The organism is Polynucleobacter sp., assembly GCF_044342855.1.
Classification (GTDB): Bacteria; Pseudomonadota; Gammaproteobacteria; order Burkholderiales; family Burkholderiaceae; genus Polynucleobacter.
The window spans coordinates 1-24575 of record NZ_JBIIPA010000018.1 but is presented as its reverse complement, the minus strand read 5'-3'; the positions used below and the strand labels follow the sequence as shown (position 1 = coordinate 24575).

32 protein-coding genes are annotated in these 24575 nt (G+C 45.9%); 17 read left to right on the top strand and 15 right to left on the bottom strand.

The features are described 5' to 3' along the window. Positions 1 to 45: 45 nt before the first annotated feature. Complete coding sequence (locus tag ACIQZ3_RS07240) at positions 46 to 819, top strand: enoyl-CoA hydratase/isomerase family protein (protein ID WP_397391731.1); 774 nt, start codon at positions 46 to 48, stop codon at positions 817 to 819. Between the two features lie 23 nt (positions 820 to 842). On the opposite strand, the gene ACIQZ3_RS07235 is transcribed toward ACIQZ3_RS07240, so the two are convergent. From ACIQZ3_RS07235 to ACIQZ3_RS07205, 7 genes are all read right to left on the bottom strand, one after another. Next, positions 843 to 1535 carry a fumarylacetoacetate hydrolase family protein gene (locus tag ACIQZ3_RS07235; RefSeq protein WP_397391729.1) on the bottom strand — a complete coding sequence of 231 codons (693 nt, stop codon included), beginning with the start codon at positions 1533 to 1535 and terminating at the stop codon, positions 843 to 845. Positions 1536 to 1610: 75 nt separating this feature from the next. Continuing rightward, positions 1611 to 1886, bottom strand: coding sequence for a SemiSWEET transporter (locus ACIQZ3_RS07230; RefSeq protein WP_397391727.1), 276 nt, complete (start codon positions 1884 to 1886; stop codon positions 1611 to 1613). A gap of 4 nt (positions 1887 to 1890) precedes the next feature. Then, entirely contained in the window at positions 1891 to 2283 is a 393-nt protein-coding gene (locus ACIQZ3_RS07225) for a c-type cytochrome (protein ID WP_397391725.1), read from the bottom strand. Between the two features lie 74 nt (positions 2284 to 2357). Next, positions 2358 to 4271, bottom strand: coding sequence for a ferrous iron transporter B (locus tag ACIQZ3_RS07220; RefSeq protein WP_397391721.1), 1914 nt, complete (start codon positions 4269 to 4271; stop codon positions 2358 to 2360). Positions 4272 to 4273: 2 nt separating this feature from the next. Then, positions 4274 to 4513, bottom strand: coding sequence for a ferrous iron transport protein A (locus ACIQZ3_RS07215; RefSeq protein ID WP_397391719.1), 240 nt, complete (start codon positions 4511 to 4513; stop codon positions 4274 to 4276). Positions 4514 to 4655: 142 nt separating this feature from the next. Then, positions 4656 to 5420 carry a molybdate ABC transporter substrate-binding protein gene (gene modA / locus ACIQZ3_RS07210; protein ID WP_397391717.1) on the bottom strand — a complete coding sequence of 255 codons (765 nt, stop codon included), beginning with the start codon at positions 5418 to 5420 and terminating at the stop codon, positions 4656 to 4658. Positions 5421 to 5429: 9 nt separating this feature from the next. Then, positions 5430 to 6455, bottom strand: coding sequence for a substrate-binding domain-containing protein (locus tag ACIQZ3_RS07205; RefSeq protein ID WP_397391714.1), 1026 nt, complete (start codon positions 6453 to 6455; stop codon positions 5430 to 5432). 74 nt (positions 6456 to 6529) lie between these two features. Between ACIQZ3_RS07205 and ACIQZ3_RS07200 the strand changes: the two genes are divergently transcribed. Then, entirely contained in the window at positions 6530 to 7354 is an 825-nt protein-coding gene (locus ACIQZ3_RS07200) for a substrate-binding domain-containing protein (RefSeq protein ID WP_397391711.1), read from the top strand. 95 nt (positions 7355 to 7449) lie between these two features. Here ACIQZ3_RS07200 and ACIQZ3_RS07195 read toward each other — a convergent pair whose 3' ends face one another. Continuing rightward, positions 7450 to 7947, bottom strand: coding sequence for a hypothetical protein (locus ACIQZ3_RS07195; RefSeq protein WP_397391708.1), 498 nt, complete (start codon positions 7945 to 7947; stop codon positions 7450 to 7452). A 269-nt stretch (positions 7948 to 8216) separates the two neighbouring features. Between ACIQZ3_RS07195 and ACIQZ3_RS07190 the strand changes: the two genes are divergently transcribed. The 7 genes from ACIQZ3_RS07190 to selD all read left to right on the top strand — a co-directional run bounded on the left by ACIQZ3_RS07190 (position 8217) and on the right by selD (position 13913). Next, positions 8217 to 8639 (top strand): GNAT family N-acetyltransferase, encoded by a 423-nt coding sequence (locus tag ACIQZ3_RS07190; protein ID WP_397391705.1) that lies wholly within the window; start codon positions 8217 to 8219, stop codon positions 8637 to 8639. Positions 8640 to 8654: 15 nt separating this feature from the next. After that, positions 8655 to 9074, top strand: coding sequence for a YbgC/FadM family acyl-CoA thioesterase (locus tag ACIQZ3_RS07185; protein WP_397391703.1), 420 nt, complete (start codon positions 8655 to 8657; stop codon positions 9072 to 9074). A gap of 22 nt (positions 9075 to 9096) precedes the next feature. Continuing rightward, positions 9097 to 9678, top strand: a complete 582-nt coding sequence (locus tag ACIQZ3_RS07180; RefSeq protein WP_397391701.1) for a hypothetical protein — start codon at positions 9097 to 9099, stop codon at positions 9676 to 9678. A gap of 104 nt (positions 9679 to 9782) precedes the next feature. Then, positions 9783 to 11063: a DEAD/DEAH box helicase gene (locus tag ACIQZ3_RS07175; protein ID WP_397391698.1), complete on the top strand. Its 1281-nt coding sequence runs from the start codon at positions 9783 to 9785 to the stop codon at positions 11061 to 11063. Positions 11064 to 11124: 61 nt separating this feature from the next. Then, positions 11125 to 12234, top strand: a complete 1110-nt coding sequence (locus tag ACIQZ3_RS07170; protein ID WP_397391696.1) for a transglutaminase family protein — start codon at positions 11125 to 11127, stop codon at positions 12232 to 12234. A gap of 6 nt (positions 12235 to 12240) precedes the next feature. After that, positions 12241 to 12813: a TlpA family protein disulfide reductase gene (locus ACIQZ3_RS07165; protein WP_397391694.1), complete on the top strand. Its 573-nt coding sequence runs from the start codon at positions 12241 to 12243 to the stop codon at positions 12811 to 12813. A 41-nt stretch (positions 12814 to 12854) separates the two neighbouring features. Further along, complete coding sequence (selD, locus tag ACIQZ3_RS07160; protein WP_397391691.1) at positions 12855 to 13913, top strand: selenide, water dikinase SelD; 1059 nt, start codon at positions 12855 to 12857, stop codon at positions 13911 to 13913. Here the strand turns inward: selD and mmsB are convergent. Then, complete coding sequence (gene mmsB, locus ACIQZ3_RS07155) at positions 13910 to 14791, bottom strand: 3-hydroxyisobutyrate dehydrogenase (protein WP_397391689.1); 882 nt, start codon at positions 14789 to 14791, stop codon at positions 13910 to 13912. The two genes, selD and mmsB, sit on opposite strands and share 4 nt — an antisense overlap. 84 nt (positions 14792 to 14875) lie before the next feature. Between mmsB and ACIQZ3_RS07150 the strand changes: the two genes are divergently transcribed. Then, positions 14876 to 15169, top strand: coding sequence for a DUF1330 domain-containing protein (locus ACIQZ3_RS07150; RefSeq protein WP_397391686.1), 294 nt, complete (start codon positions 14876 to 14878; stop codon positions 15167 to 15169). A gap of 57 nt (positions 15170 to 15226) precedes the next feature. Here ACIQZ3_RS07150 and ACIQZ3_RS07145 read toward each other — a convergent pair whose 3' ends face one another. After that, positions 15227 to 15415: a hypothetical protein gene (locus ACIQZ3_RS07145; protein WP_173942993.1), complete on the bottom strand. Its 189-nt coding sequence runs from the start codon at positions 15413 to 15415 to the stop codon at positions 15227 to 15229. 159 nt (positions 15416 to 15574) lie between these two features. Between ACIQZ3_RS07145 and ACIQZ3_RS07140 the strand changes: the two genes are divergently transcribed. The 4 genes from ACIQZ3_RS07140 to ACIQZ3_RS07125 all read left to right on the top strand — a co-directional run bounded on the left by ACIQZ3_RS07140 (position 15575) and on the right by ACIQZ3_RS07125 (position 18727). Further along, a complete protein-coding gene (locus ACIQZ3_RS07140) occupies positions 15575 to 15895 on the top strand; it encodes a hypothetical protein (RefSeq protein ID WP_397391765.1) in 321 nt (106 codons plus the stop codon). Then, entirely contained in the window at positions 15813 to 16541 is a 729-nt protein-coding gene (locus ACIQZ3_RS07135) for a tripartite tricarboxylate transporter substrate-binding protein (RefSeq protein ID WP_397391760.1), read from the top strand. The genes ACIQZ3_RS07140 and ACIQZ3_RS07135 overlap by 83 nt, the downstream gene beginning before the upstream one ends. A 36-nt stretch (positions 16542 to 16577) precedes the next feature. Then, complete coding sequence (locus ACIQZ3_RS07130; RefSeq protein ID WP_397391684.1) at positions 16578 to 18161, top strand: rhodanese homology domain-containing protein; 1584 nt, start codon at positions 16578 to 16580, stop codon at positions 18159 to 18161. A 314-nt stretch (positions 18162 to 18475) separates the two neighbouring features. Further along, positions 18476 to 18727 carry a TIGR02450 family Trp-rich protein gene (locus ACIQZ3_RS07125; protein WP_397391682.1) on the top strand — a complete coding sequence of 84 codons (252 nt, stop codon included), beginning with the start codon at positions 18476 to 18478 and terminating at the stop codon, positions 18725 to 18727. 55 nt (positions 18728 to 18782) lie between these two features. Here ACIQZ3_RS07125 and ACIQZ3_RS07120 read toward each other — a convergent pair whose 3' ends face one another. Then, the gene (locus tag ACIQZ3_RS07120) at positions 18783 to 19307 is read right to left on the bottom strand and encodes a phasin family protein (protein WP_397391680.1); all 525 of its coding nucleotides are present in this window, start codon (positions 19305 to 19307) and stop codon (positions 18783 to 18785) included. A gap of 113 nt (positions 19308 to 19420) precedes the next feature. On the opposite strand from ACIQZ3_RS07120, the gene ACIQZ3_RS07115 reads away from it, so the two are divergent. Then, entirely contained in the window at positions 19421 to 19810 is a 390-nt protein-coding gene (locus ACIQZ3_RS07115) for a group II truncated hemoglobin (protein WP_397391678.1), read from the top strand. Between the two features lie 27 nt (positions 19811 to 19837). Here ACIQZ3_RS07115 and ACIQZ3_RS07110 read toward each other — a convergent pair whose 3' ends face one another. Genes ACIQZ3_RS07110 through ACIQZ3_RS07100 form a run of 3 tightly spaced genes read right to left on the bottom strand, consistent with a single transcriptional unit; the run spans position 19838 to position 22469 of the window. Then, on the bottom strand, positions 19838 to 21055 hold the full coding sequence (locus tag ACIQZ3_RS07110; protein ID WP_397391675.1) for an NAD(P)/FAD-dependent oxidoreductase: 1218 nt from the start codon (positions 21053 to 21055) through the stop codon (positions 19838 to 19840). A 3-nt stretch (positions 21056 to 21058) separates the two neighbouring features. Continuing rightward, a complete protein-coding gene (locus tag ACIQZ3_RS07105) occupies positions 21059 to 21574 on the bottom strand; it encodes a hypothetical protein (RefSeq protein ID WP_397391672.1) in 516 nt (171 codons plus the stop codon). Positions 21575 to 21611: 37 nt separating this feature from the next. Further along, positions 21612 to 22469: an LOG family protein gene (locus ACIQZ3_RS07100; protein WP_397391669.1), complete on the bottom strand. Its 858-nt coding sequence runs from the start codon at positions 22467 to 22469 to the stop codon at positions 21612 to 21614. Positions 22470 to 22677: 208 nt separating this feature from the next. Here ACIQZ3_RS07100 and ACIQZ3_RS07095 point away from each other — a divergent pair, with 208 nt between their 5' ends. Both ACIQZ3_RS07095 and ACIQZ3_RS07090 read left to right on the top strand, forming a co-directional pair. Further along, positions 22678 to 22878 carry a hypothetical protein gene (locus ACIQZ3_RS07095; RefSeq protein ID WP_216180804.1) on the top strand — a complete coding sequence of 67 codons (201 nt, stop codon included), beginning with the start codon at positions 22678 to 22680 and terminating at the stop codon, positions 22876 to 22878. Positions 22879 to 22952: 74 nt separating this feature from the next. Further along, positions 22953 to 23684 (top strand): ABC transporter substrate-binding protein, encoded by a 732-nt coding sequence (locus ACIQZ3_RS07090; RefSeq protein WP_397391666.1) that lies wholly within the window; start codon positions 22953 to 22955, stop codon positions 23682 to 23684. A 3-nt stretch (positions 23685 to 23687) separates the two neighbouring features. Here the strand turns inward: ACIQZ3_RS07090 and ACIQZ3_RS07085 are convergent, their stop codons facing one another. Further along, positions 23688 to 24476, bottom strand: a complete 789-nt coding sequence (locus tag ACIQZ3_RS07085; RefSeq protein ID WP_397391664.1) for an MBL fold metallo-hydrolase RNA specificity domain-containing protein — start codon at positions 24474 to 24476, stop codon at positions 23688 to 23690. Between the last annotated feature and the right edge of the window lie 99 nt (positions 24477 to 24575).

Genomic DNA, 24575 nt, shown 5'->3' with positions numbered 1-24575 from the left:
GCGAAAAACAAGTGGTTTAAAGGGTCTTTTGTATAGAATGGAATCATGAACTCCGCCCCACCCTGCATCGACTTCCAACTCGATGGACCCATTGCCCGCATTGCCTTTAATAATCCCGCCGCACGTAATGCCTTGACCTGGCCGATGTATGAAGAACTCAAACGCATTTGCGATGGCTTGGCGAGTAAGTCAGAAATCAGGGTGGCGATATTTAGGGGTGCTGGAGATAAGGTCTTTGTATCGGGTAGCGACATCCAGCAATTTGTAGATCTTCAAGAGAATGAAGCATATGAAGTTGCGGTAGATGCGATTTTTCACTCTTTACAACACTTGCCTATTCCAACCATTGCACTAATCGAAGGCTTGGCCGTTGGCAGTGGGTTACTCATCGCCACCGCATGTGACTTCAGAATATCGACTGAAGATGCGCGCTTTGGTATTCCAGTAGCAAAGACTTTAGGCAACTGCTTATCGCCGAGCAACCTATCTTGGATTGCTAATCATTTAGGTGTGCCGATGGTGAAACGGATGTTGCTTACTGCTGAACTGATCAAGGCACCCGAATTACTGAATTCAGGCTATCTGTATCAAACTGCCACTCCTGAGGCTATTGCGGAAGCAACGGAATCCTTGGCAATCAAATTAGCATCGCTTGCCCCGATTACTCAGAAGGCAAGTAAAGTGACTTTAGCTCGCCTAATGGAAAGTAATTTACCGGATTGCACTGAACTCATGAGAGAGGCCTACAACAGCCTCGACTTCAAAGAAGGGGTTAACGCCTTCCTTGAAGGACGCTCGCCAAAATGGATTGGCAAGTAGCCATCTAAGAATATTTGTGCGCATTAAACAATCTTAATTTTGAGCGGCGTCAGACCTTCGACGCTTCCCTCAAGCACATCACCCTTTTTCACAGGACCAACACCTGCAGGTGTACCAGACATAATCAAATCACCCGGCTCGAGGGTGAATAAAGTCGATAGGCAAGCAATGGTGTCAGGAACATTCCAAATCAATTGGTTTAAGTCACCCTCTTGGCGCACTTCACCATTGACCAATAGTTTGACCGTACCTTTATTAGGATGTCCACATTTCGCTGCTGGGGTGATTGCTGCACAAGGAGCGGATTGATCAAACGCTTTACCGGTATCCCAAGGGCGCCCCATTTTCTTGGCCTCGCCCTGCAGATCACGACGAGTCATATCTAGACCCACACCATAACCATAAACATGCTCTAGGGCTTTATCCGCTGGAATATTAGCGCCACCTTTACCGATAGCAACGACCATCTCGATTTCATGATGAACATCATTCGATAGGTTTGGATATTGCATATCTTTACCATCAGCTACGATTGAGTTAGCTGGCTTCATGAAAAAGAATGGCGGCTCACGACCAGGATCATGGCCCATCTCACGCGCGTGATCAGCATAATTGCGACCAACGCAATAAATACGGTTCACAGCGAAACGATGGGTGTCACCCACTACAGGAAGTGATGGAACGATTGGCGGATCAATAACGTATGCAGTGCTCATAAATAGCCTTTCTGATGAATGTCTGATTTTTAATAATTATTGTGTGAATTAATTATGACATTACTTGAGTCAATGTCATTTATGACTGCTACTTCGGAGTTTGAGCAGCAAAATGCTGAGAGCTAAGGCGAAGGTCAAGGCATTGGCCAAGATCAAAGGCCACTTTTCAATAATGAGGCCATAGATAAGCCATAAGCCAACGCCTACAGTAAATAAGCTATACATGCCCAGCGAGATTCCAGAGAGATCTCGGGTGCGCCAGGATTGAATGGCCTGGGGCAGAAAAGAAATCGTCGTCAAAAATGCAGCGCAGTAGCCAATGATCTCAATCTGATGTGGCAGTAAATTCATGCATCTACTGTTTTGTATTTAAGCCGGCCTTACGGGATTCGATTTCTTTATTAATTGCTGCAAGGGTTTTTGCGTCAGGCGTCTTCCAGTTACCACCTGCTTTATTAGCCATGTAGGCTACGGCATCAGAAAACGTTTCAATTGTCATATTCGGATTACCCCCTTTAGCAGGCATCTGCCTTACGCCGACATAAGCATGCGCTGTGAGAGTCACTTGACCCTCGGCAATCAATGGAGCCCACTTGGTCTTGTCACCAAACTTGGGGGCATTTAAAACGCCAGAGCCATGGCATGCAGCGCAAACCTGTTTATAGGTATTTTCACCTGGCTCAGCGAATGCATTCAAGCTCAGAGCAAAAGCAGAGGAAAATAATAAGGGGCGAAGAGATAAATTCATACGGGCACCAACGGGGAGTTAATTGTTATATATGACAATTTATCTCAATTTTGTATTGAATGCCCAATTAAGTACTAGGCTAAGCCAAAGTAGCTCGCAACCCGATAAGTAATAAAGGCTGCCAAATAGGCCAAGCCAAAAAGATAGCTCAGCATGATGATTGGGATCTTCCATCCGCCCGCTTCTCTTTTGACGGCAGCTATCGTTGAGAGGCACTGGGGAGCAAAGACAAACCAAGCCAAAAGTGATAAGGCTGTAGCTAGACTCCAGCCTGAAGAGATCAGGGGTACCAAAGCATCGGCAGCATCAACACCAGAGCTAGATAACGCATACACGGTTGCCAAAGAGCTCACCACCACTTCTCGCGCTGCCATACCAGGAACTAAAGCAATGCTGATTTGCCAATTAAATCCAATCGGCGCGAAAACTACCGCTAAGGCCTGACCCATCATTCCCGCAATACTGTACTGAATAGGTGAGCCAGTCGCATTTTCCGCGGGAAGCGGGAAACTCGAGAGCGCCCATAGACAGACCGTCATGATCAGAATAATTCCACCAACGCGGCGCAAGAAAATTTCAGCACGTTGCCAAAGACCAATTGCCAAATTACCTAAGCGTGGCAAGTGATAACTCGGCAACTCCATCATCAAGGCATTGAGCTGAAACTTTTCACTGGTAAAGCGTTTGAGTATCCAGGCTACCGCCATAGCACCAGCAATACCGGCAACATAGAGCAAGAATAAAACCAGGCCTTGCAAATCCAAGCCCGCCCACAATTTGCGCTCAGGAATAAAAGCAGAAATTAATAAAGCATATACAGGCAGGCGTGCTGAGCAAGTCATCATCGGCGCAATCAAGATCGTCACCAAACGATCGCGTGCATTGGAGATGCTGCGCGTAGCCATAATTCCAGGGATGGCACAGGCAAAGCTAGATAAGAGCGGGATAAGTGATCTACCTGATAGCCCAACCCGCCCCATCAATCGATCTAATAAGTAAGCGGCCCGAGGCAGGTAGCCAGACTCTTCCAAAATCAGAATAAAGAAATACAGAATCAAAATCTGCGGCAAGAAAATCAATACTCCGCCAGCACCAGCCAAAATACCATCCAACAGTAAGCTACGCAGCCAATTATTTGGCAGCAATTGAATTAATAAAGCACCTAACCAATCTACCCCAGCTTTAATCAGCTCCATTGGCAAGGTGGCCCAACTAAATACTGCCTGGAAAATGAAGAAGGGCACTATAGCTAGGATGATCGGGCCAAAAACCGGATGCAGCAATACAGAATCCAGACGATCACTCAAGCGATCGGGAATAATTTGATCTAGACCTAGATTTTGTAAAACACGTTGAACCTGTATGTTGTCAGACTCAGTATGCGCCGTATGATCGATAGCAGTTTCAATACCCTCATCTATATTGCTCGCACTTAAAGCGGATAAGTTTTTCCAATCCAGCTCACTCAAATAGTGTTTGAGCTCATCAGCACCATTAGCATGAACGCCCACCGTTGCAACAACGGGCAAACCTAACTCTTGAGACAAGGCTGCTGCATCGACATTCAAGCCTTGACGCTGAGCAAGATCTACCATGTTGAGTACTACAACACAGGGCAAGCCTAAGCGCTTTGCAGATAAGACCAAGCGTAAATTGCGCCTGAGGTTCATGGCATTGAGAACACAAAGCACGAGGTCTGGGCGCTTTTCGCCTTGGGCCTTGCCATGAAGCACGTTACAAGTGACTCGCTCATCTAAAGAGCGCGGATAGAAACTATAGGCACCTGGAAGATCCAGAATGCGAATGACTTTTTCGGATTCAAGGGTTAAGCGCCCTTCTTTTCTCTCAACAGTAACACCAGAATAATTGGCGACCTTTTGACGACTACCAGTCAGCAAATTAAAGAGCGCAGTTTTTCCGCAATTGGGATTGCCCAACAATGCGACCAGCGGCTCGCTTGGATAGAAATGGATCTGCGTTTCAGACATGCTTAAAGAATTTCTACCTCAACCAATCGTGCTTCAGATTCTCTTAAGGCAAATGTCGATGATCCAACTCGAATCAATATAGGGCCCTGACCCAACAATCCCTTGCGCAACACTTCCACCTGCTCACCAGGAAGAAAGCCAATATCCTCTAATTGACCGCGAATATCCTCACGTTGATCGCCAGTAGTGGCGATCCTGCTAACACGGGCTCTGACGCCCGGGAGGATTTCTTCAAGGTTCACGTCTAAATTGATGGGATTGATAAATCAATTATATGCCCACATGAGAATGAATATCATTCTCTAGGAGCGTGTAGAGGCTCAATCATCGCCTAATTACTAGGCCGCCATCTTGATTTAAAACAAAAAAATTGACTTAGTCTCGTCAGGGAACGGAATATCCGTTATTACGCAGGATCTGCCTAGCAACGGATCCTTGCAGGTAGTCATAAAGCGCAATAGCAATGGGCGCTGGATCTCGCTTTAAAACCATGCGCTGTTTAATCGGAGCATATAAATTATCAGGCAAGGCAATATATTGAATTTGTTGAGACAGCTCCGAAGACTTTGCTAGAGATAAAGCGGTAATACCAACCTTGGCGGCTCCGGTGCTCACGTAGACGGCAGCAATGGAAATGTTTTCTGCAAATATCACTCCACTCTGCAGCTCATCCCATAAACCGATTACCTGAAGATATTGAACAGAAGCTCTGCCATAGGGAGCCAAATCTGGATTGGCGATCGCAATCTTCTTAGCGCTTCTCAGCAAAGATTGAATGCTATCCGGATCAGAACTTAAACGAAGACCAGTTGCTGCATTGTTTATCAAGGCCAAGTGCCCGGATGCATAAACTACTCCACGATCTCGAGTTAAGCCCGCTTCAACCAATTTCAGTGGATAGGCCTCGTCTGCAGAAATGAATAACTCATATGGGGCACCATGTCTCATCTGACTTGATAGATTGCCCGATGATCCATAAACAACGCGAATATTTTTACTTTGGGGGTTACTCTGCTGAAAGCCTTTAAAGATCTCTTCAAATGCAGGCTTAAGATTGCTTGCCACTGCGACCGTGACGGATTGCCCATAGGCAATAGAGCTCAGAAAACTCCAAGCGATAAAACCCAATACGCAAATGCTTTTGATCATGGGGTTAGTTTATAACCAACCGGCAATCCGCTTATTAAGTCCAATCGATTTATAACCAGGTGTTTCCCCGGAGAGCGTACGAATCTTCCGAATGAGTTTGGCAAGCTCTCTATTAGCGCTCAGCTCTTCACCCATGGCTAGGAAAAAGATTTCGTCTTTCAGTTGAATAAAGTCGAGGCCGTTCTCAATCGCCACACTTTTGACGCCCATGCCCGCGTCCACCTTCTTAGCCAATATCGCCATCGCAATTGCAGAGTGAGTGAACTCCTCATTCTCATAACCCTTAATACGATGCGGATCAATGCCTTCCTTAGTCAAGATGGTATCGAGTAGCAGACGCGTACCAGAACCTTTCTGACGATTAATAAAGTGAATCTTGGGGCGTAATAAGTCCTTAGGTCCATTAATATTTTGGGGGTTACCCTTAGCGACCATCAAGCCTTGAACGCGCTTCATCACCGGAAAGATTTGCATCCCCTCTTTTTTCAGGCGCTTTGCAATAATTTGTGAACTTTGCTTGTCTGATACATGGAGGCCCGCAATATCCACTTCATAGTTAAATAGGCGCTCTAGCGCCTCGCCCGATCCCGCCGTAATTAATTCAAAACCACCGATATCTAAAACCGATTTTTGAATAATGGGGTCGCTACTGCTGGCAAGCCGCCACTGTTTTTTTGCCTTCACTCTAAATTGAGCAAAGCCCTCTTCTAGATGAGACAGGCTAGTCTGACCCAGGCGCATTGTTTTTTGATCAAAATCATCGGTAAATTGAATTAGGTATCTGGCGTATTCAGAAAGCTCGGATCCATGCCCCCTCACCCGATCTATCAATTTAAAGCCTAAGGCCTCCTCAACATCGTTGAGCTTTTGCCAAACGTTTCTATAGGAGAGGCCCACCTTCTTACAGGCGGACATCAAAGTTTTGCCATGCTCAATGTCTTTTAAAAGACTGGTTAGCCAGACTAAGTCCACAACAGCCGGATCTTTGGCGTTCTTGTTACCAAAAATAAGGGTGGGTCGGATCTGAATTCTCATATGTAATTTTTTGCATATTGATGTTTTGTAATATGACAGATCTTAACTGAACCCTATTAAGGAAGCGAATTCAGATGAAATTCTCATTAACCCGAATACTGGCATCTGCCATTACTGCCCTAGCACTTTTAAGCAATACTGCTTATGCCCAAGAGAAAAGCATTGTTGTGTCATCCACAACTTCTACTGAGCAATCTGGTCTCTTTGGATTTATCTTGCCAATCTTCAAAATGAAAACCGGTATCGATGTCAAAGTGGTTGCCGTTGGAACTGGCCAAGCTTTGGATATTGGTCGTCGTGGCGACGCTGATGTGGTGTTTGTTCATGACAAACCTGCTGAAGAAAAATTTGTAGCCGAGGGCTACGCTACAAAACGCTACGAAGTGATGTACAACGACTTTGTATTAATTGGACCTAAATCAGATCCAGCGAAAATTGGTGGTGGCAAAGATATCAAAGATGCGATTCAGAAAATTGCAGCTGCACAAGCACCATTCGTATCACGTGGTGATAAGAGCGGTACGCATGCTGCCGAATTACGTTACTGGAAAGATGCGGCCATTACGGTTGCACCTAGCGCCTGGTACAAGGAAACTGGATCTGGCATGGGCCCTGCTCTCAATACCGCATCTGCAATGAATGGCTACATCTTGGCTGATCGCGCTACTTGGCTTTCTTTTAAGAACCGCGGTGATTTAGTAATCTTGGTTCAAGGCGATCCAAAGCTATTTAATCAGTATGGCGTGATGTTAGTAAACCCAGCTAAATTCCCGCATGTGAAAAAAGCTGAGGGGCAAGCATTTATTGACTGGATTACTTCCAAGAATGGGCAAGACGTCATTGCAAGCTATCAAATTGGTGGTGAGCAGCTGTTTTTCCCGAATGCAAAAAAGCAATAGGGTTGCATGAATTTCATCAATTAGGACAAAAGGCCCGCATTGCGGGCCTTTTTATTTACCGCTCCAGCATTTTTCAATGCTGAATTAGTTTTTACTTATTTCTTTGGTGTTACGAAACCAATTGCTGTGTCGTCAACGAACTCAACCATCACGTCGTCACCAGCCTTGAATTTCTCAAGACCTAAAACGCTTTGGTCTACTTTAACTTTTTGCTTCTCGCCTGATGGCAATGTAAATGTCACGATACGAGTTTTTGCATCGATTGTGCTGATCTTCACTGTTGCATAAATAGTATCAGTAGTCTCTTCAAATGGCTTAGCAGAACCCTTGCCAGCGATCACTACTGAACGAACACCTGAAGCACCTGGTTTTGCGCCCTTAGGAGCAGTAACCAAACCAACTGCAATCGCTTGAGCATGCTCAACAACAAACACATCGCCCTTTTTCACTTTATCCAAATCATTTACTTGCTTGGATACATTCATTTGAGCCAAGTTACCGTTAGCGTCCTTAAGAACAACGATGCGATTCTTTACGTCTACCGAATCAACAGTAGCTGTCAATACAACCGCTTCAGCTGCCAAAGGCAACATTTTGCTGGTGCTTGAGCAAATACTGAACCTGCAACAACTAAACCGAGTGAGGCAACTAATGTAGCCAATAAAGATTTCTTCAAGATAACTCCTAAATAAAGGTTTGTGAGGGGCGCCAACCCTCTGGCACCACCAATTCATTTTTACCATGAAGTGGCTTACTTATAAGCTTTAGGGCTAATATTTGAAGCCAAAAAAGGTGCAATTTGCTACATTTGAGGCTGAATGGCCAATGTGCCCCCACATATAGATAGCAGAGAGATAAACGCGTGATCTTGATTAAATCCTGGCTAGATGGCAAGGAAGAGGCCTACTCCGTTCGAAAACGCGTCTTTATTGATGAGCAAGGCGTTCCGGAAGAGATGGAGCTCGACGAGTACGACCTGCTCGCACAGCATGCTCTAGCCTATCTGGACTCAGAGTGCATTGGGACGGCCCGCCTTGTTACCTTACCTGGGAGCGTTGGCAGAATTGGACGCATGGCGGTATTGCCGATGCATCGAAGACGGGGAATTGGGAGAAGATTACTCAGCGCCTTGCTAAAGCTCAGCAAATCCCAGGGTATTACCCAACTGGAATTACATGCCCAACTGTCGGCCATCCCGTTTTACGAGCAATTTGGGTTTATTGCACAAGGTGATATCTACGATGAAGCCGGCATTGCACATCGCGATATGATTCTATATATCTAAAAGTAACTCATTCCTATGACCCAATTAAGCAATCCCCCTTTCCTCTTTCGTGTTTGCTACTCGGATACCGATGCAGCAGGATTTGTATATCACGCGCGGTATTTGGAGATCTTTGAAAGAAGTCGCTCTGAGTGGTTACAGAAAAGAGGCTTAAGCCCAACAAAATTGGTCAATGAATTTGGGATCGTTCTTCCCGTCCGAGAAATCACGATGAACTTTCATAGGCCGGGGCGATTAGATGACCTTTTAAGTATTGATCAAGTCATCGAGCATCGGGGTCGCACCCAAATTGCGGTGAAGCAAACTGCGAAACGTATTGTTGAAGGATTGGAGCCGGAGCTTCTTGCTACCGCATTACTGCATATTGTCTGTGTTGACACTACCACCCTAAAGCCGAAGGGTCTGCCTGAATGGCTCTTTGCATCAGATCAATAACATCACTATTTAAGAGAACTCAATGCAAGAAGGCAAGCTACTGACTTTTGTTAAGGAACTCGCAACGCTTCTCGAGAGCAAACCCAGTGAGGAAATTGTTTTCTCTAAAGGCAAAAAGCTCTTAGAAAACTTAATTCAGGTTGACGATTGGTTGCCAGAGGAGTTTTGCAAACCGCATCCTCAGCACTACCAGCAGTACTTGCTATATGCAGATCCGCTGGATCGCTTTTCAGTAGTCAGCTTTGTTTGGGGTCCCGGTCAAAAGACCCCACTACATAACCATACCGTCTGGGGCATGATTGGCCAGTTGCGAGGACAAGAACGCAGTGCTGACTATTACCAACAGGCTGATGGCAGCTATAAAGCCGATGAGTCATCCCTTTGCCAGCCAGGTCGAGTTGCCACCGTATCCCCTGATACGCATGACATCCACGTAGTTGAGAACGCTTTAAAAAACCAAACTTCAATCAGCATTCATGTTTATGGCGGAAATATTGGCCGCATCCAGCGAGCGGTGTTTGACCCTATTACAGGCGCAGAAAAATTATTTATTTCGGGATATGCCAATTCGGTAACGCCAAATCTTTGGAATACGGCCCAATAGCTTAAAATAGAGGCTCTTCCTGCAAACACTGCAAGTGTGGCAGCTCACCCCATTGGCCGGGATAGTCGTTTAATTGAATACGGGCCAATATTTATTTGGTCCCTATGTTATTTACAGATCTTGGTTTATCAGAATCCATTCTTCGCGCCATTAACGAAGAAGGCTACACCAGCCCTACCCCCATTCAAGAAAAATCTATCCCTGCCGTATTAAAGGGTGGAGATTTACTTGCCGCAGCTCAAACTGGTACCGGTAAAACTGCTGGCTTTACTTTACCGATTCTTCAGCGCCTTAGTACCACAGCTAAAGTTGGTGGCAAGCGTCAATTACGCGTATTGATTTTGACTCCTACCCGCGAGTTAGCCGCTCAAGTTCAAGAGTCCGTTGTGACCTACGGCAAATACACAGGCCTTAAATCTACTGTGATCTTTGGTGGTGTTGGCGCGAACCCCCAAATCAAAGCAATTGCTGCAGGTTTAGATATTTTGGTGGCAACACCAGGACGCCTCCTTGATTTAATGTCACAGAATTGCGTCTCACTCGCCAATATTGAAATCCTCGTCCTTGACGAAGCAGATCGCATGTTGGATATGGGCTTCTTGCGTGATATCAAAAAGATTTTGGCTGCATTGCCAAAGCAACGTCAGAACTTACTGTTTTCAGCGACCTTCTCGACCGAGATCAAAGCATTGGCTGATGGCTTACTGAATTCACCAGCATTAATTGAAGTGGCACGCAGCAACAGCACCAATGAAGCAATTGCTCAGCTGATTCATCCAGTAGACAGAACTCAAAAGCACCCTTTGTTGGCACATCTGATTAAAACCAATCAGTGGCAGCAGGTTCTCGTATTTACTCGCACTAAGCATGGTGCTAATAAATTAGTTACCCAGCTGGAAAAAGACGGCATTACTGCGATGGCGATTCATGGCAATAAAAGTCAGAGCGCGCGCACCAAGGCTTTAGCAGAATTTAAAGATGGAAAGATCACCGTACTAGTTGCGACCGATATTGCAGCGCGTGGTATCGATATCGATCAACTCCCCCATGTCGTGAACTATGACTTACCAAACGTATCCGAAGATTATGTTCACCGTATCGGCAGAACTGGTAGAGCTGGCTCAAATGGTGTTGCAGTTTCTTTGGTCTGCGTTGATGAACATCAAATGCTCCGTGACATTGAAAAGCTCATCAAGCAAAAACTGCCACAAGAAATGATTGCTGGATTTGAGCCGGATCCAAATGCCGTAGCGCAACCAATCCAATTGCGCAGCCAACAACACCAACAATCACGTAAGCCTAGGCCAGGCAATGCTGGTGGCAATGGTGGAGGCAAGCCGGCTGCTAAGCGCGGAAGCCCGCCTAAGCGCAGTTTCAATCGCTAATATTAGTAAAATTACTTCTAATACTTAGATACATTTTGCAATACTTAAGCACTTTAAAAACATGACTATTACTCGTCGCTCTGCTATTAAAACTATCGCCGGTGTATTTGCACTACCGACACTGAACCCAATTGCAGCCGCCTTTGCTCAAAGCGCACCTAATTGGACTACCTATGAAATTACTACCGAGGTAACGTTAGAGTCGCCTAATGGTGCTGCAGAGGCGTGGATCCCACTACCCCTGGTAATGGATACAGACCACTTTAGAACCATCGCTATCAAAACAGATAGCCCGGATCCTAAGGCGGTAAGCAAGATTTATGAGACTCCAGATAAACAAGCGCGCATGATGTGGACTCAGTGGGATAAGTCAGCCACAAGCCATACCGTTCAAGCCTCTATGTTGGTTAGCACGCGTAATCGTCATTTAGAGTTAGCCACCCCAAGTCCAGCTTTAAAGCTATCCAAGGAAGAACAGAAGTTCTGGACACGTGGTACGAAATACTTACCAACAGACGGTATTGTGAAAGCTACGGCACAGAAATGCATCGCCAACCTACCCGCAAATGCTACGGATGTTGAAAAAGCGAAGGCTATCTACAACTGGGTGGTAGACAACACGCATCGCAATCCTAAAACGCGTGGTTGCGGCCAGGGCGATGTGAAGCTCATGCTGGAAACAAATAATCTTGGAGGCAAGTGTGCCGATATTAATGCTGTCTTTGTTGCGCTAGCTCGTTCAGTCGGTATTGCTTCGCGCGATGTGTATGGTATTCGTATTGCAGACTCTGCACGTGGCTATAAGAGCTTAGGTAAGGCTGGCGATATCACTAAGGCGCAGCATTGCCGTGCTGAGTTCTACGCCGCAGGCTTTGGCTGGGTTCCAGTTGACCCTGCAGACGTTCGCAAAGTAATCCTTGAAGAAACTGGTGGTCTAGCTGTAAATGATCCCAAAGTATTGGCAATTCGTGACTACCTATTTGGAAACTGGGAAATGAACTGGATGGCCTACAACTATGAACATGACATCACCCTTCCCGGCTCCAAGCTTGGCAAAAATGGTGAGATTCCATTCTTGATGTATCCCCAAGCGGAAAATAAAGAAGGTCGCTTTGATTCTCTGGATCCAGATAACTTCAAATACAAAATTACTAGCCGTCGCATTAGCTAATTTGTATTGAATACATCCAAAGTGAAAAATGGCTCACTGCAAAAGACAACGAGAGGCATCGCCCTCTCGTTTCTAATTGCGTTCATCGGTCTGATTCAATCCAATTTGGCGTTCGCTGAATGGCGAGCACCCAGCTATGCAGGACTTACTCAAACACCCCCAATTGAACTCAACAATCTTTCAGGGCAAGCAGTAGATTTAAGCAAGCTCAAAGGTAAGGTTGTATTGGTTAATTTTTGGGCAAGCTGGTGTGAGCCTTGTCGAGAAGAATTTGGGGAATTGATACATCTTCAAGAAAAATATGGGCCCAAGGGTTTTAAAGTATTAGCCATTAATCTTGCCGAAATGAAGCCTCGAATCATCCAGTTTCTCAAAGGTAATAACATCCCAGATAGTTCCATTGAAATCCTATTGGATCGCAATAGCGTAAGCTACAAGAATTGGCATGCACGAGGTCTTCCTACAAGCTTTTTGATTGGCAGGACTGGTAAGGTTGAAGGTGTTTGGGTTGGATCAATTGATAATGCCGATAGCGATGAAGTCAAGGGTAAGATTGAGTCCCTGCTTCGCCAGCAATAAACTCCCGCAATAACTCGTAAATCATCATCACGACCGACACCATGACCATCCCATCACAAGAACCCCGCTTAACCTCCTTATCTCATGGCGGCGGTTGCGGTTGCAAGATTGCTCCCGGCGTTCTTTCAGAAATCCTGAAAAGTGTTCCGCAGCTACCTTTTCCAAAAGAACTTTTGATTGGTATTGAAACTTCTGATGATGCTGCCGTATATCAAATTAACGAGTCTCAGGCGATTGTTGCCACAACCGATTTCTTTATGCCTATCGTTGATGATCCTTTTGACTTTGGCAAGATTGCCGCCACCAATGCCATCAGTGATATTTATGCGATGGGCGGTACTCCGCTATTTGCCTTAGCCCTTGTCGGCATGCCGATTAAAGTACTTTCGAATGCAACGATTGCACGCATTCTTGAAGGTGGAGCAGAAGCTTGTAGATCAGCAGGTATTCCCATTGCCGGTGGACATACGATTGATTCTGTTGAGCCTATCTATGGTTTAGTTGCAATTGGTATTGTTGATCCTAAGCGCGTTAAGAGCAATGCGGCCGCTCAGGCTGGAGATGTATTAATTTTAGGTAAGCCACTGGGCGTCGGCATCTTATCGGCAGCCCTTAAAAAAGATCTTCTGGATGACGCTGGCTACCAAGAGATGATTGCTAACACGACCAAGTTAAATTCTGCAGGTCCTGATCTTGCAAACCTACCTGGCGTCCATGCACTAACTGACGTTACTGGTTTTGGCCTTGCTGGCCACACCTTGGAATTAGCACGAGGCTCTAAGCTCACCGCTCAAATTCTCTGGAATCAGGTTCCCCTGCTTTCTAATGTTCATAGCCTAGCTGATCAAGGCGTCATTACTGGCGCATCAGAGCGTAACTGGGAAAGCTATGGAGCTGAAGTTCGTTTACCGGAGGAATTTAGCCCTGCACAGCAAGCGCTTCTAACGGATCCTCAAACCAGCGGCGGCCTACTCGTCTCCTGTAGTGCAGATGCAGTGAATACTGTTTTAGAAATCTTTAAACAGCATCACTTCGCTAGCGCCTGCGTCATTGGGCAAATGACGAATAAACAAAATCAGCATCTAGAAGTTTTGCCTTAATCCGCCTTTAGATTAAAGACGCTCGAGAAATCAAGCTGGCCGTTGCCTGCCTTGCTGTGTGCTTCGTACAGCTTGCGGGATAACTCCCCCAATGGAACACTTGCCTCTAGATCACCAGCATTTTCAGTGGCCAAGCCCAAGTCTTTCAGCATCAGGTCCACACCAAAGCCCCCTGCATAGCCTTTTGAGGATGGCACGTTTTCCATCACCCCAGGACACGGGTTGTAGAGTTCTAAGGCCCAATTGCGACCAGAGCTCTTGGACATGATGTCAGAGAGTACTTTGGGATCCATGCCATTAGCAATTCCTAAGCGCAATGCCTCGCTTGTTCCCAGCATCTGAATACCGAGCAGCATGTTGTTGCAGACCTTGACGGTTTGCCCACTTCCACTTGCGCCCGCATGAAAGATATTCTTGCCCATCTTTTCTAATAATGGTCGAGCGCACTCAAGAGCGGAAGCATCGCCGCCCACCATAAAGGTTAAGGTTCCCGCCTGAGCCCCCGCAGTTCCACCAGATACCGGAGCATCGATCATGGCAAAGCCCTTGGCTTTTGCGGCAGCAGCCACAGCCTGCGATACCTTCGGGGAAATCGTAGAGCAGTCAATGAATAAAGCTTTCGGATTAGCAGTAGCAAGTAAGCCGGTATCGCCCAGATACAAAGCCTCAACATGGCGTGAGGCTGGGAGCATGCTAATGATGACATCTGCATCCTTGGCGGCCTCTGATGCACTTTGCTCAGGAATGCCACCGTCAGCCTTGAAGGCATCAAGCTGGGACTGCACCAAATCAAAGCCATGGACTTGATGCCCTGCTTTCATTAAATTCAGAGCCATTGGCAGACCCATATTACCCAAACCTAAAAATGCAACTTTCATATGCGCCTCGTATGAGATGGTGAAGTTCTAAGATCTCACTATAGCTTGCTTATAAACTTGCTGGATAAATTACCAGGAGCTGGCATGACTACTAAAGTGATTGGCCTGATTCAGTTAAATGAGCAGGAAGCATTTGAGGGGTACCGATCTCAAGTTGGAGATACCGTGGCCCTCTATCAAGGAAAAATTAGCTCTCGAGGAACATTCAATGCATTCTTCTGGAATGAATTGCATTGCGATTCGTTTAGTGCATTTGTCGAGCTGGAGTTTCCTGATTTGGAGCACTCACAGTCATGGGCTAATAGCCCTGAGTATCACAGCTTGCTAGCCATTCGGAGCAAGGCTATGAAACTCACTTTATTTTCGGTCAGCGTATAAAAATAAAGCCCGGCTCCTTTTGGGGGCCAGGCTGAATTCAATTCAGAGTAAGAAGAATTACTTCTTAGCTTCCATCGCTTCTTTAGCGGCTGTAATTTCTTTACGACGCTCTTTGCATGCACCAGCAATTTCTTGCAAAGCTTTACGAGCACGTGCAGCAGATGCCTTAACGCCTTTTTCAATAAACTTTTCGTTTTCCGCTTTGTAAGTTTCGAAAGCGGCCAACAATGTATCGTGTTGTGACATCTTGTCTCCTATATGTCTGATCAAAGTGTGAGTTTTGAGCTCGGAATCAGTATATCCCCAGAAAAACCAGAGAAATTCAAGGTAGCTATAAGGGATAACTCTTATATTTACCAAATCCTCTAAATTATGGAAAACTACTAAAAACTTGCGGAGACAAACGTGAAAATCAGAAATATCCTTGTTTTATTGGCTGGGGCATTACTTAGCCTCCAATCCTTTGCCCAAGCTAGCAATTGGCCAATCCCCAATAAGCCTATTACCTTTATTAATCCATTTCCCCCTGGTGGTGCTGTGGATGCTTTTGGGCGTCCCCTAGCAAAGCAGCTATCCACGCAAATGGGCACCTCAATCATTGTCGATAACAAAGGTGGCGCTGGTGGTACCGTTCGCTGCAAAAATGGCTCCAGATGGCTATACCTGGCTTCTTGGCGCAGTGCACCACTCGATTGCCCCAAGCATGCACACCAACCTGTCTTATGACATCACTAAAGATTTTGAGCCGGTTGCCATTATTGGCAGCGTGCCCCATGTCATCGTGGTCAACCCAACTAAGTTTCCGAAGATTGATCTGAAGTCGAATATTGAAGAAATTCGTAAGCATCCAGGTAAATACAATTACGCATCAACCGGTAATGGCACATCACAGCATTTGACTGGTGAATTATTTAAGATGCAAAACAAGCTGTACATCACGCACATCCCTTATCGCGGTACTGGCCCAGCTCTGCAGGATTTGGTAGCAGGTCAAGTGGATATGATGTTTGACACTCTGGCTGGTGCAGCCCCCTTCATCAAAAATGGTCAGTTTATTGCTGTTGCCGTAGCAACACGAAAACGTGTGGATGCCTTCCCTAATGTACCAACCGCGCAAGAACTTGGCATCAAAGACTTTGTGGTGTACATCTGGTATGCAAGGTGGGCGATCAAGGGAACACCAAAAGAGATCATCGACAAGATGAGTGCGGAAGTACAGACTGCCCTCGCCTCACCTGATATCAAAGAGCGTTGGGCAGCTATGGGTGCTACAGCCCCGAAAATGAGCAGCCCTGAATTAGCCCACTACATCAACCAAGAGATTGTTCGCTGGGCTGAAGTGGTAAAAAAATCCAACGCTAAATTAGATTAATACATAGATCAATAAGAAAAATAAAGAAGAGAATTTATGTCGATCAAAAAACGAGATTACGCATTTGTTAGAAACAAGCTCCTCAAAAAAGAAGAGATTGCATTATTGGATGTTCGCGAGGAAGACCCGCATGCACAGGAGCATCCTTTATTTGCAGCCAATTTTCCACTCTCTCGTATTGAAGTCGATGCACTGAGCAAGCTTCCCAGAAAAGATGTACCGATTGTCACCTTAGATGATGGTCAAGGAGATGCACAGCTCGCAGCCGAAAGACTTTCTGAGCTCGGCTATGTTGACGTTTCTGTATTTGAGGGTGGCATTAAAGCCTGGATAGCCTCTGGTGGCGAGGTATTTAAAGATGTCAACGTTCCCAGTAAATCTTTTGGTGAGTTTGTGGAATCCAAAAGACATACACCGTCCCTATCTGCGCAAGAAGTAAAGAAGTTAATTGATGAAAAGGAAGATGTGGTGGTAGTGGATGTCCGTCGCTTTGATGAATATCAAACCATGAGCATCCCTACCGGTATTAGCGTCCCCGGTGCTGAGTTGGTCTTACGCGTTCCTGAACTGGCACCAAACCCAAAAACCAAAATTATTGTGAACTGCGCAGGACGGACACGAAGCATCATCGGAACCCAATCTCTAATTAATGCAGGTATTCCAAATGAAGTGAATGCCTTGCGCAACGGCACCATTGGCTGGACCCTAGCTGGTCAAGAGTTGGATAAGGGGCAAAGTCGTAAATTCAAAGAAGTTAGCGAAGACACTGCCGAAGTTGCAGCTGACCGTGCGCGTAGTGTTGCTGATCAAGCTGGAGTTAAACGAGTAAAGCTTGCCGATATTGCGAAGTGGAAATTCCAAACTGAGCGAACGACGTATTTCTTTGATACCAGAACGCCTGAAGAATACGAAGCTGGACACCTTCCTGGATTTCGCTCCACTCCAGGCGGCCAGTTAGTACAAGAAACAGAAATGGTCGCCCCTGTTCGTGGCGCGCGTATTGTTTTGTCAGATCCTAGTGGAGTTAGGGCCAATATGCCAGCCTCCTGGCTTGCTCAGATGGCTTGGGATGTATACGTCATCGATGGCATCACAGCTTCAGATCTTACTGAAAAAGGCGCTTGGATTGCCCCTCTTCCAGCAGCACCGAAGATTCAAACCGTTGATGTCAAGACAGCTGCAGAATGGTTACAGGGTGAAAAGGACACCACCTGCATAGACCTCAGCACGCATGCGAATTATGTGAAGGGTCATATTCCGGGTAGCTGGTTTGCACTTCGCTCGCAATTCTCGAAGGCCTTAGAGCAATTGCCAAAGGCTAATCGTTATGTACTCACTAGCACTACAGGTGAGCTTGCTTTTTTTGCTGCCCCAGAAATTCAGGCACTAACAAAAGCAGAGATATGTGTATTGTCTGGTGGCAATAAGTCTTGGATTGATGCTGGCCTAGATATTGAAAAAGGTCCGACTCATTTAGCATCCCCGCCATTAGATCGTTACAAACGACCATACGAAGGAACTAGCGTAGATCCAGCAGCAATGCAGGCCTACCTAGATTGGGAATTTGGTTTGGTAGAGCAACTTGGCAAAGATGGTACCCATCACTTCTGGGTACTTTGATCCAAAATGGTGGTGCCGGTTTTGGCACCACCCTCTTATGAAATTTATGTACAAACCAATTACTCTGTTGATCCTATCTTTAGCGCTCGCTGCGTGCGGGAGAGAAACCTACACGACCTGGTCCTGCCTGGATAGCTCTGGCTCAAAGTCTGCCATGGTTCTCAAAAAGGCTCAGATGCAGTTTCAGGATCGGCAATACGATTACTGTGGAAGTCTAGGCCCCGTGAGTTACTTTGATTTACAGTGCCCCGCCCAGACCAAAGACTCGAGCTACAACTTTACCCCTGACACAGGAAAACTCATCAGCGGTACAAATGAATTTCAGTGTAATGCCCTCTAAAGAACAAAACCCACTCAATCCCAAGAAACTGCTTCTCACCAAATGGACGGCAGTCAAACCCATTCAGAAGCGAAAGCATTTTCTCGTAAGCAAAGTCATCCAACCAGAGCTTCCGGAGGGTGCAATTGAATTTATCGAGATCGAAGCGGTATTTGATAAAAAGATAAAGTTGATTCCCTGGCGTGAGCTTAAGGATTCCAGCATCTGGCTTCAGGGCTGGGTATAAAAAAGCCACCCTTCTCTCGGGTGGCTTTTTACTCCTTACCTTGCGTGAAGCTTGATTACTTAGATTTCTTCTTTGAATCCGAAGTTTTTCTATAGTCCTCGATATTTTTCTCGGCAGCATCTGCTACCTGATTCACAATTTTTCGACCCTCTTTAAACATCTTTTGCCCTGCTGTCGACATATCGTGAACCACCTTAGATAATTTATCTGCATGGCCAGGCAATTTATCCTCAACACCTTCGAGCCAGCCAACCAAAGAAGTGCGCACTTTTTCTAAATGCTTTTCAGTTCCATCAGCCGCATCATCGCCGATATCCCTGAGCACAGACTTCACTTTCTTTTGATATAAAGTCGCACGTTTTGCAGCTTCTTTCGTTGCGGATTCTTGTAACTCCTTGAGTCTAGCAAGATCGTTTTTAGCTGCAGACTTGGCGCTCTCCATCGCATTTTTCATACCCCACTGCATCTCTTCGAGATGGTGTGCGCTGAGTTCTTTAGCAGCATCCAGCAACTTATGGGAGTACTCAAATAATTCCTTCGCCTTTTCTTGTTGCCACGCTTGCATATCTTTCTTATCCATTACATCTCTCCCTTAGTTAAATTAGAGTGTTGACCCATTAAACCTATAGTTCAACTCTATACCCAAATCACGAACTTGCCAATTCCCTGCTTTATTGGCATTAAAATTAGCGCATGAGCGAACGAAAAAACCCTTACGAGATTATTGGTGGCGCAGGAAAGGTTGAAGAATTGGTTGACCGTTTCTACGATTTGATGGCGCTAGAAGAGCCCTTCGCAGAATTGCGAGCCATGCATTCAGAAGATCTCACGAGCTCAAGGGATAAGCTCAAGCTCTTTTTATCGGGATGGTTGGGAGGCCCAGACGTCTACTCCCCCAAATATGGTCACCCAATGCTGCGAGCTAGACATCTACCTTTCAAGATTGGCCTTAAGGAACGCAATCAATGGTTAGCCTGCATGTATCGTGCGATGGAAGATTGCGGTATTGATGGCCAGATCGGCGCTCAGCTAGAGGAATCTTTTTTCAATACCGCCGACTGGATGAGAAATCAGCCAAACTAAAATACTGATTAATTTATTCTGAGCTCTCTAGATTGATTGAGCGCATGCAAAGCCGCTAGCCCAGGCCCACTGGAAATTATGGCCACCAAGGTGCCCAGTGACATCAACACACTCCCCAATGAAATACAAGCCAGGCTGATTGCGAGCCATCATCGTTTGCCCGTCTAGGTCTTTGGTATCGACCCCACCCAACATCACTTCGGCCTTTTTCCAGCCCAGTGTTCCTGCGGGTTTTACTGACCAATTGGTGATGAGCTCTTTGAGCGCCTGACGGTCTTTTTTAGAAACTTCAGCCCACTTTTTACCCAAGAGATTTTTCTGCTCAGCAAATGCTTTTGCTAGGCGCAGTGGCATCACTGAGGCTAAGATATTTTCCGTGAGTTTGAGACGATTATCTTCGCTATCAAATAACTCGTCACAGGTAAATCGCCCATTGGCTTCGACTGCACCCAACCAGTCAATATGTATTGCCTCGCCCTCGGCCCAATAGCTACTCGCCTGCAAGACTGCGGGACCTGAAAGACCTTTGTGCGTTAAGAGTAGATCTTCATTAAAGCGGCAAGCGCCATAGCGATGACCCTTTGATCCAGAAGCAATCCGAACCGGCAAACTCAGGCCCGACAACTCAATCAAATTATCGAACTCACCTGAAGTAAATGACAGTGGCACCAATGCAGGACGTGGATCAACTACTTTCAATCCAAATTGCTTAGCAATATCTAAGGAATAAGCTGTTGCGCCAATTGCAGGAACCGGCAAGCCACCTGTTGCCATCACGATAGACTTGGATCTTTCTGTACCGGCATTGGTCTTCACAATCCATGTACCAGCTTCATTGGATATCGACTCCACCGAAACCGGGTGACGAATATCAACACGTCCCTTAGCGCACTCCCCTAGCAACATCTCGATGATCTGTTTGGCAGAGTCATCACAAAATAGTTGCCCCTGATGCTTCTCGTGATAGGCAATACGATAAGACTGTACTAGCTTAATGAATTCTTTTGCGGGGTAGCGAGCTAAAGCACTTTTTACAAAGTTCGGATTTAAAGAAAGGAAATTGGCTGGGCTACTATGCAGATTAGTGAAGTTGCACCGACCTCCACCACTGATGCGAATTTTTTCACACAAGACATCGGCATGGTCTAGTACTAATACTTTTTTACCGAGCTGACCAGCAACACCCGCACAAAATAATCCAGCTGCACCACCACCGATAATGATGGTATCCCAAGATTTAGTCATGGCTTACTTAAAGCGCTCAATGACTTCGGACGGAAGCTTGAGTTTTTGCATATGCAATCGGGTATAGGCTTGACGGAAATTCTTGGTCATGGAGATCATGACAGATGCTGTCCAAGCAAAAGCAAACATTCCTGAGAAGGCAATAATGACCGCCAACATTTTCCAGCCATTTGGCAGGAGGTCATCCATAAAGCCCATCGCCGTATAGGTGCTGCCACTAAACAAAATGCTCTCACCTAAGTTCGGCAGGAGATTAAATGCTCTCAGTGAAACCCCCCAAAGAATAATCTCAAAGATATGAATCAAAAATAAACACAGTACGCTGACATAAAACACGAAAGCCACCGAAGAGTACTTATGCTCTGAAGGATATAAAAAGGACTTTACCTCGTAGCGCTTTGCAATTTGAAGCAAGGCCACTCCATGTACCAGCATTACGACGAGAAGCATAGCAATGCCGAACAAATAGGCCGGCAAATCCAGTTGGGAGGTCAGGTGTACGGTATTAGAGATAGTCATAGTGTCTGAGTGCCCATTTTACAGTTCTCATGCGCATTTAGGCCAACTGATACCAGTCGCGAATCACTGCCCAAGCTTCTGGGGCAGTCTCTACAAAGTGGATTAAATCCACATCCACCTGGTCTATCACCCCATACTCCAGCATCCGCTTGAAGTTAACAACCTCTTGCCAAAATGTCTTTCCAACCAAAATAATTGGGAAGCACTCTACCTTTTTGGTTTGCATCAAGGTTAGAACCTCAAATAACTCATCAAAAGAACCAAAGCCTCCTGGATAGGCAACAATCGCTCTCGCCCTGAGCATGAAATGCATTTTACGAATGGCGAAATAGTGGAAACGAAAACTCAAACCAGGCGTGAGATAGGGGTTGGGATACTGCTCCCTGGGTAAGCTGATATTGAAACCAATACTCTGATCCCCAGCTTCAAAAGCACCACGATTTGCAGCCTCCATAATTCCGGGGCCACCACCGGTAGCAATATGTAATTTATTGCGATCTTCCGATTGGGTGGCGTTATAGCCAGCAACAATCGCTCCGAATTCTCTTGCAGAATCGTAGTACTTGCAGTGAAGCAATGCTTGTTTAGCCTCAGCTATGGCTTCCGGTGTTTTTGCATTTTTCTCTAACTCTTGCGCTTTTTCAGAGCTCACAAAGCGAGTGGACCCAAAGACTGTAATCGTGTGCTCTATGCCACGCTCATGCAGAAGTATTTCTGGCTTCAATAACTCCAATTGAAAGCGCAGACCTAAAGTTTCACGGCGAGCTAAAAAGGCTTGATCATCAAAAGCAAATCGATAGGAGTCTTCAGAAGTATCTTCCGCCAGTTGGCTTTTCTGGAGATTCAGAAAATCAGTAATCGTTTGGGAGTTATTTACAGGGAGTCTTGGACTCATATTTGGACCTTTATTCCAAGCTTTCATAATGGTGCATCTTAGATTCCAAGCATCATCAGCAAGCCGATTGCCTCCAGAGATACACCATCTAAATTAGTATTACTACCTAGAATATTGCATTAATTTGGCATCTAGGGCTTATTCGGATTTACCGCCAGCGCTTCAGGAGTTAATATTAGAAGATATTAACCAAACCGAAGGAAAAGCAATGAGCAACCGTTCAATCATCATCATGGTACTAGTATTAGTTGGTGCCACAGCCTATTTACTCCTCAAAGGCGACGGCGACATTGATATGGGTGGCGAGAAGCATGGTGCTGAAGCAGCACACATGGAAGAAGCTAAGAAAGATGCTCCTGCAGCTCCAGTTGCACCTGCAGCAGCTCCAGCAGCTGACGCTAAGAAATAATCTCTTCTAGAGAAAAATAAGCCGCGGTTCGCCGCGGTTTTTTTATAACTATTTTTATTCACCCTCCTCTCTCAATGAATAAACTCGACCCTTCATTACTCAGCTCTTTTGTCCCAACAGGCAGCTTGCGAGTTGGCATCAATTTAGGTAATCCGCTGTTGGCCAGCTTAGATGGAGATGTCCCCAAAGGCATTACTGTCGACATAGCAAATCACATTGCAAGCAAGCTACAGCTTCCCATTACTTTTACCTGCTATCAAATGGCGGGTGCTACGGTTGACGCTGTTAAAGCAGGAGATGTGGATTTGGTATTTGTGGCAATTGACCCCGTTCGTGGAGCCGACATCAGCTACACCCCTGCATACATCCAGATTGAAGGCGCCTATATGGTCAAGGAGTCCTCGCCATTGACGAAGAATGAAGATGTTGATGTGTCTGGCAATGAGATTGTTGTGGGCAAAGGCAGTGCTTACGATCTTTACCTTACCCGTGAAATCAAACAAGCCGCCCTGCTACGTTCCGCCAATTCTCAAGCAGTGGTGGATAACTTTATGTCCGGATCCGGGAATGTTGCCGCCGGAGTGAAGCAGCAACTAGAGAGTGATGCACAACGTTATGAAGGATTGCGCATGCTGCCCGGTAGATTTATGGTGATCAATCAAGCTATTGGCACACCTAAAGCGCGAGTCGATTTTGAAAAGGTCACTGCTTACCTCAGTAGTGTGATTCAAGAACTAAAAACTTCTGGGTTTATTGCTGAGGCAATGCTTCGTCACAAGGTTCAAGGCGCAAAAGTGGCTGATTAAGTATCAGCAAGTGTAGGTATGTAAGCGCTCTGGAATAATGACATTCTTCCACTCTAACTCTTCCCGGATTGATTGAGCCAAGACGGCAGAAGCCTCGGGCTCTCCATGAACTACAAATACGGATTGCGGTGCTGATTTAAAACCTCGCAACCAATCCAATAGTCCAGCCTGATCCGCATGGGCGGATAAGCCACCAATCGTATGAATCGAAGCGCGAACCGCAACTTCTTCACCGAAGAGGCGTACCTTAGCAGCCTTATCCACCAAGCGACGACCTAAGCTGCCATAAGCCTGAAATCCAGTAATGACAATTGCATTTTGTGCGCGCGGCAAATTATTCTGCAGATGATGAACAATTCGCCCCGCATCACACATGCCGCTCGCTGAAATAATAATCGCCCCGCCCTTGATTTTATTTAGCGCCTTAGATTCTTCTACGTCCGCTATAAATCTCAAATCCACCGCACCTGGGTTCTTTTTGAACCACTCAAAAGTTGACTGTGACTCTTTGTCCAACTGCGAAAAAAAATGCTGAGTCAAATGCGTAGCGGCAGTTGCCATTGGAGAATCAACCCAAATACTGAGATGAGGCAACACATTGCGCTTCACCAAATCAATCAATAGAAACAAAATCTCTTGAGTACGACCCACAGCAAACGCAGGGATCACAATATTGCCATGCGCACTCAAGGTGCTGGTTACGACATCAATTAGTTCAGACTCGGTATCCGCCAATGTTTTATGTAGTCGATCACCATAGGTTGACAGAACTGGCTCAGCAAATCTGAACACCCCGATAAGTGAATTCTCTGCTATTTTGATAGGCCTCATAGGCCAGAAAGTAGAGAGAGTAAATGGCAAGACGACCAAGACGTACCCACTCACCCAAGT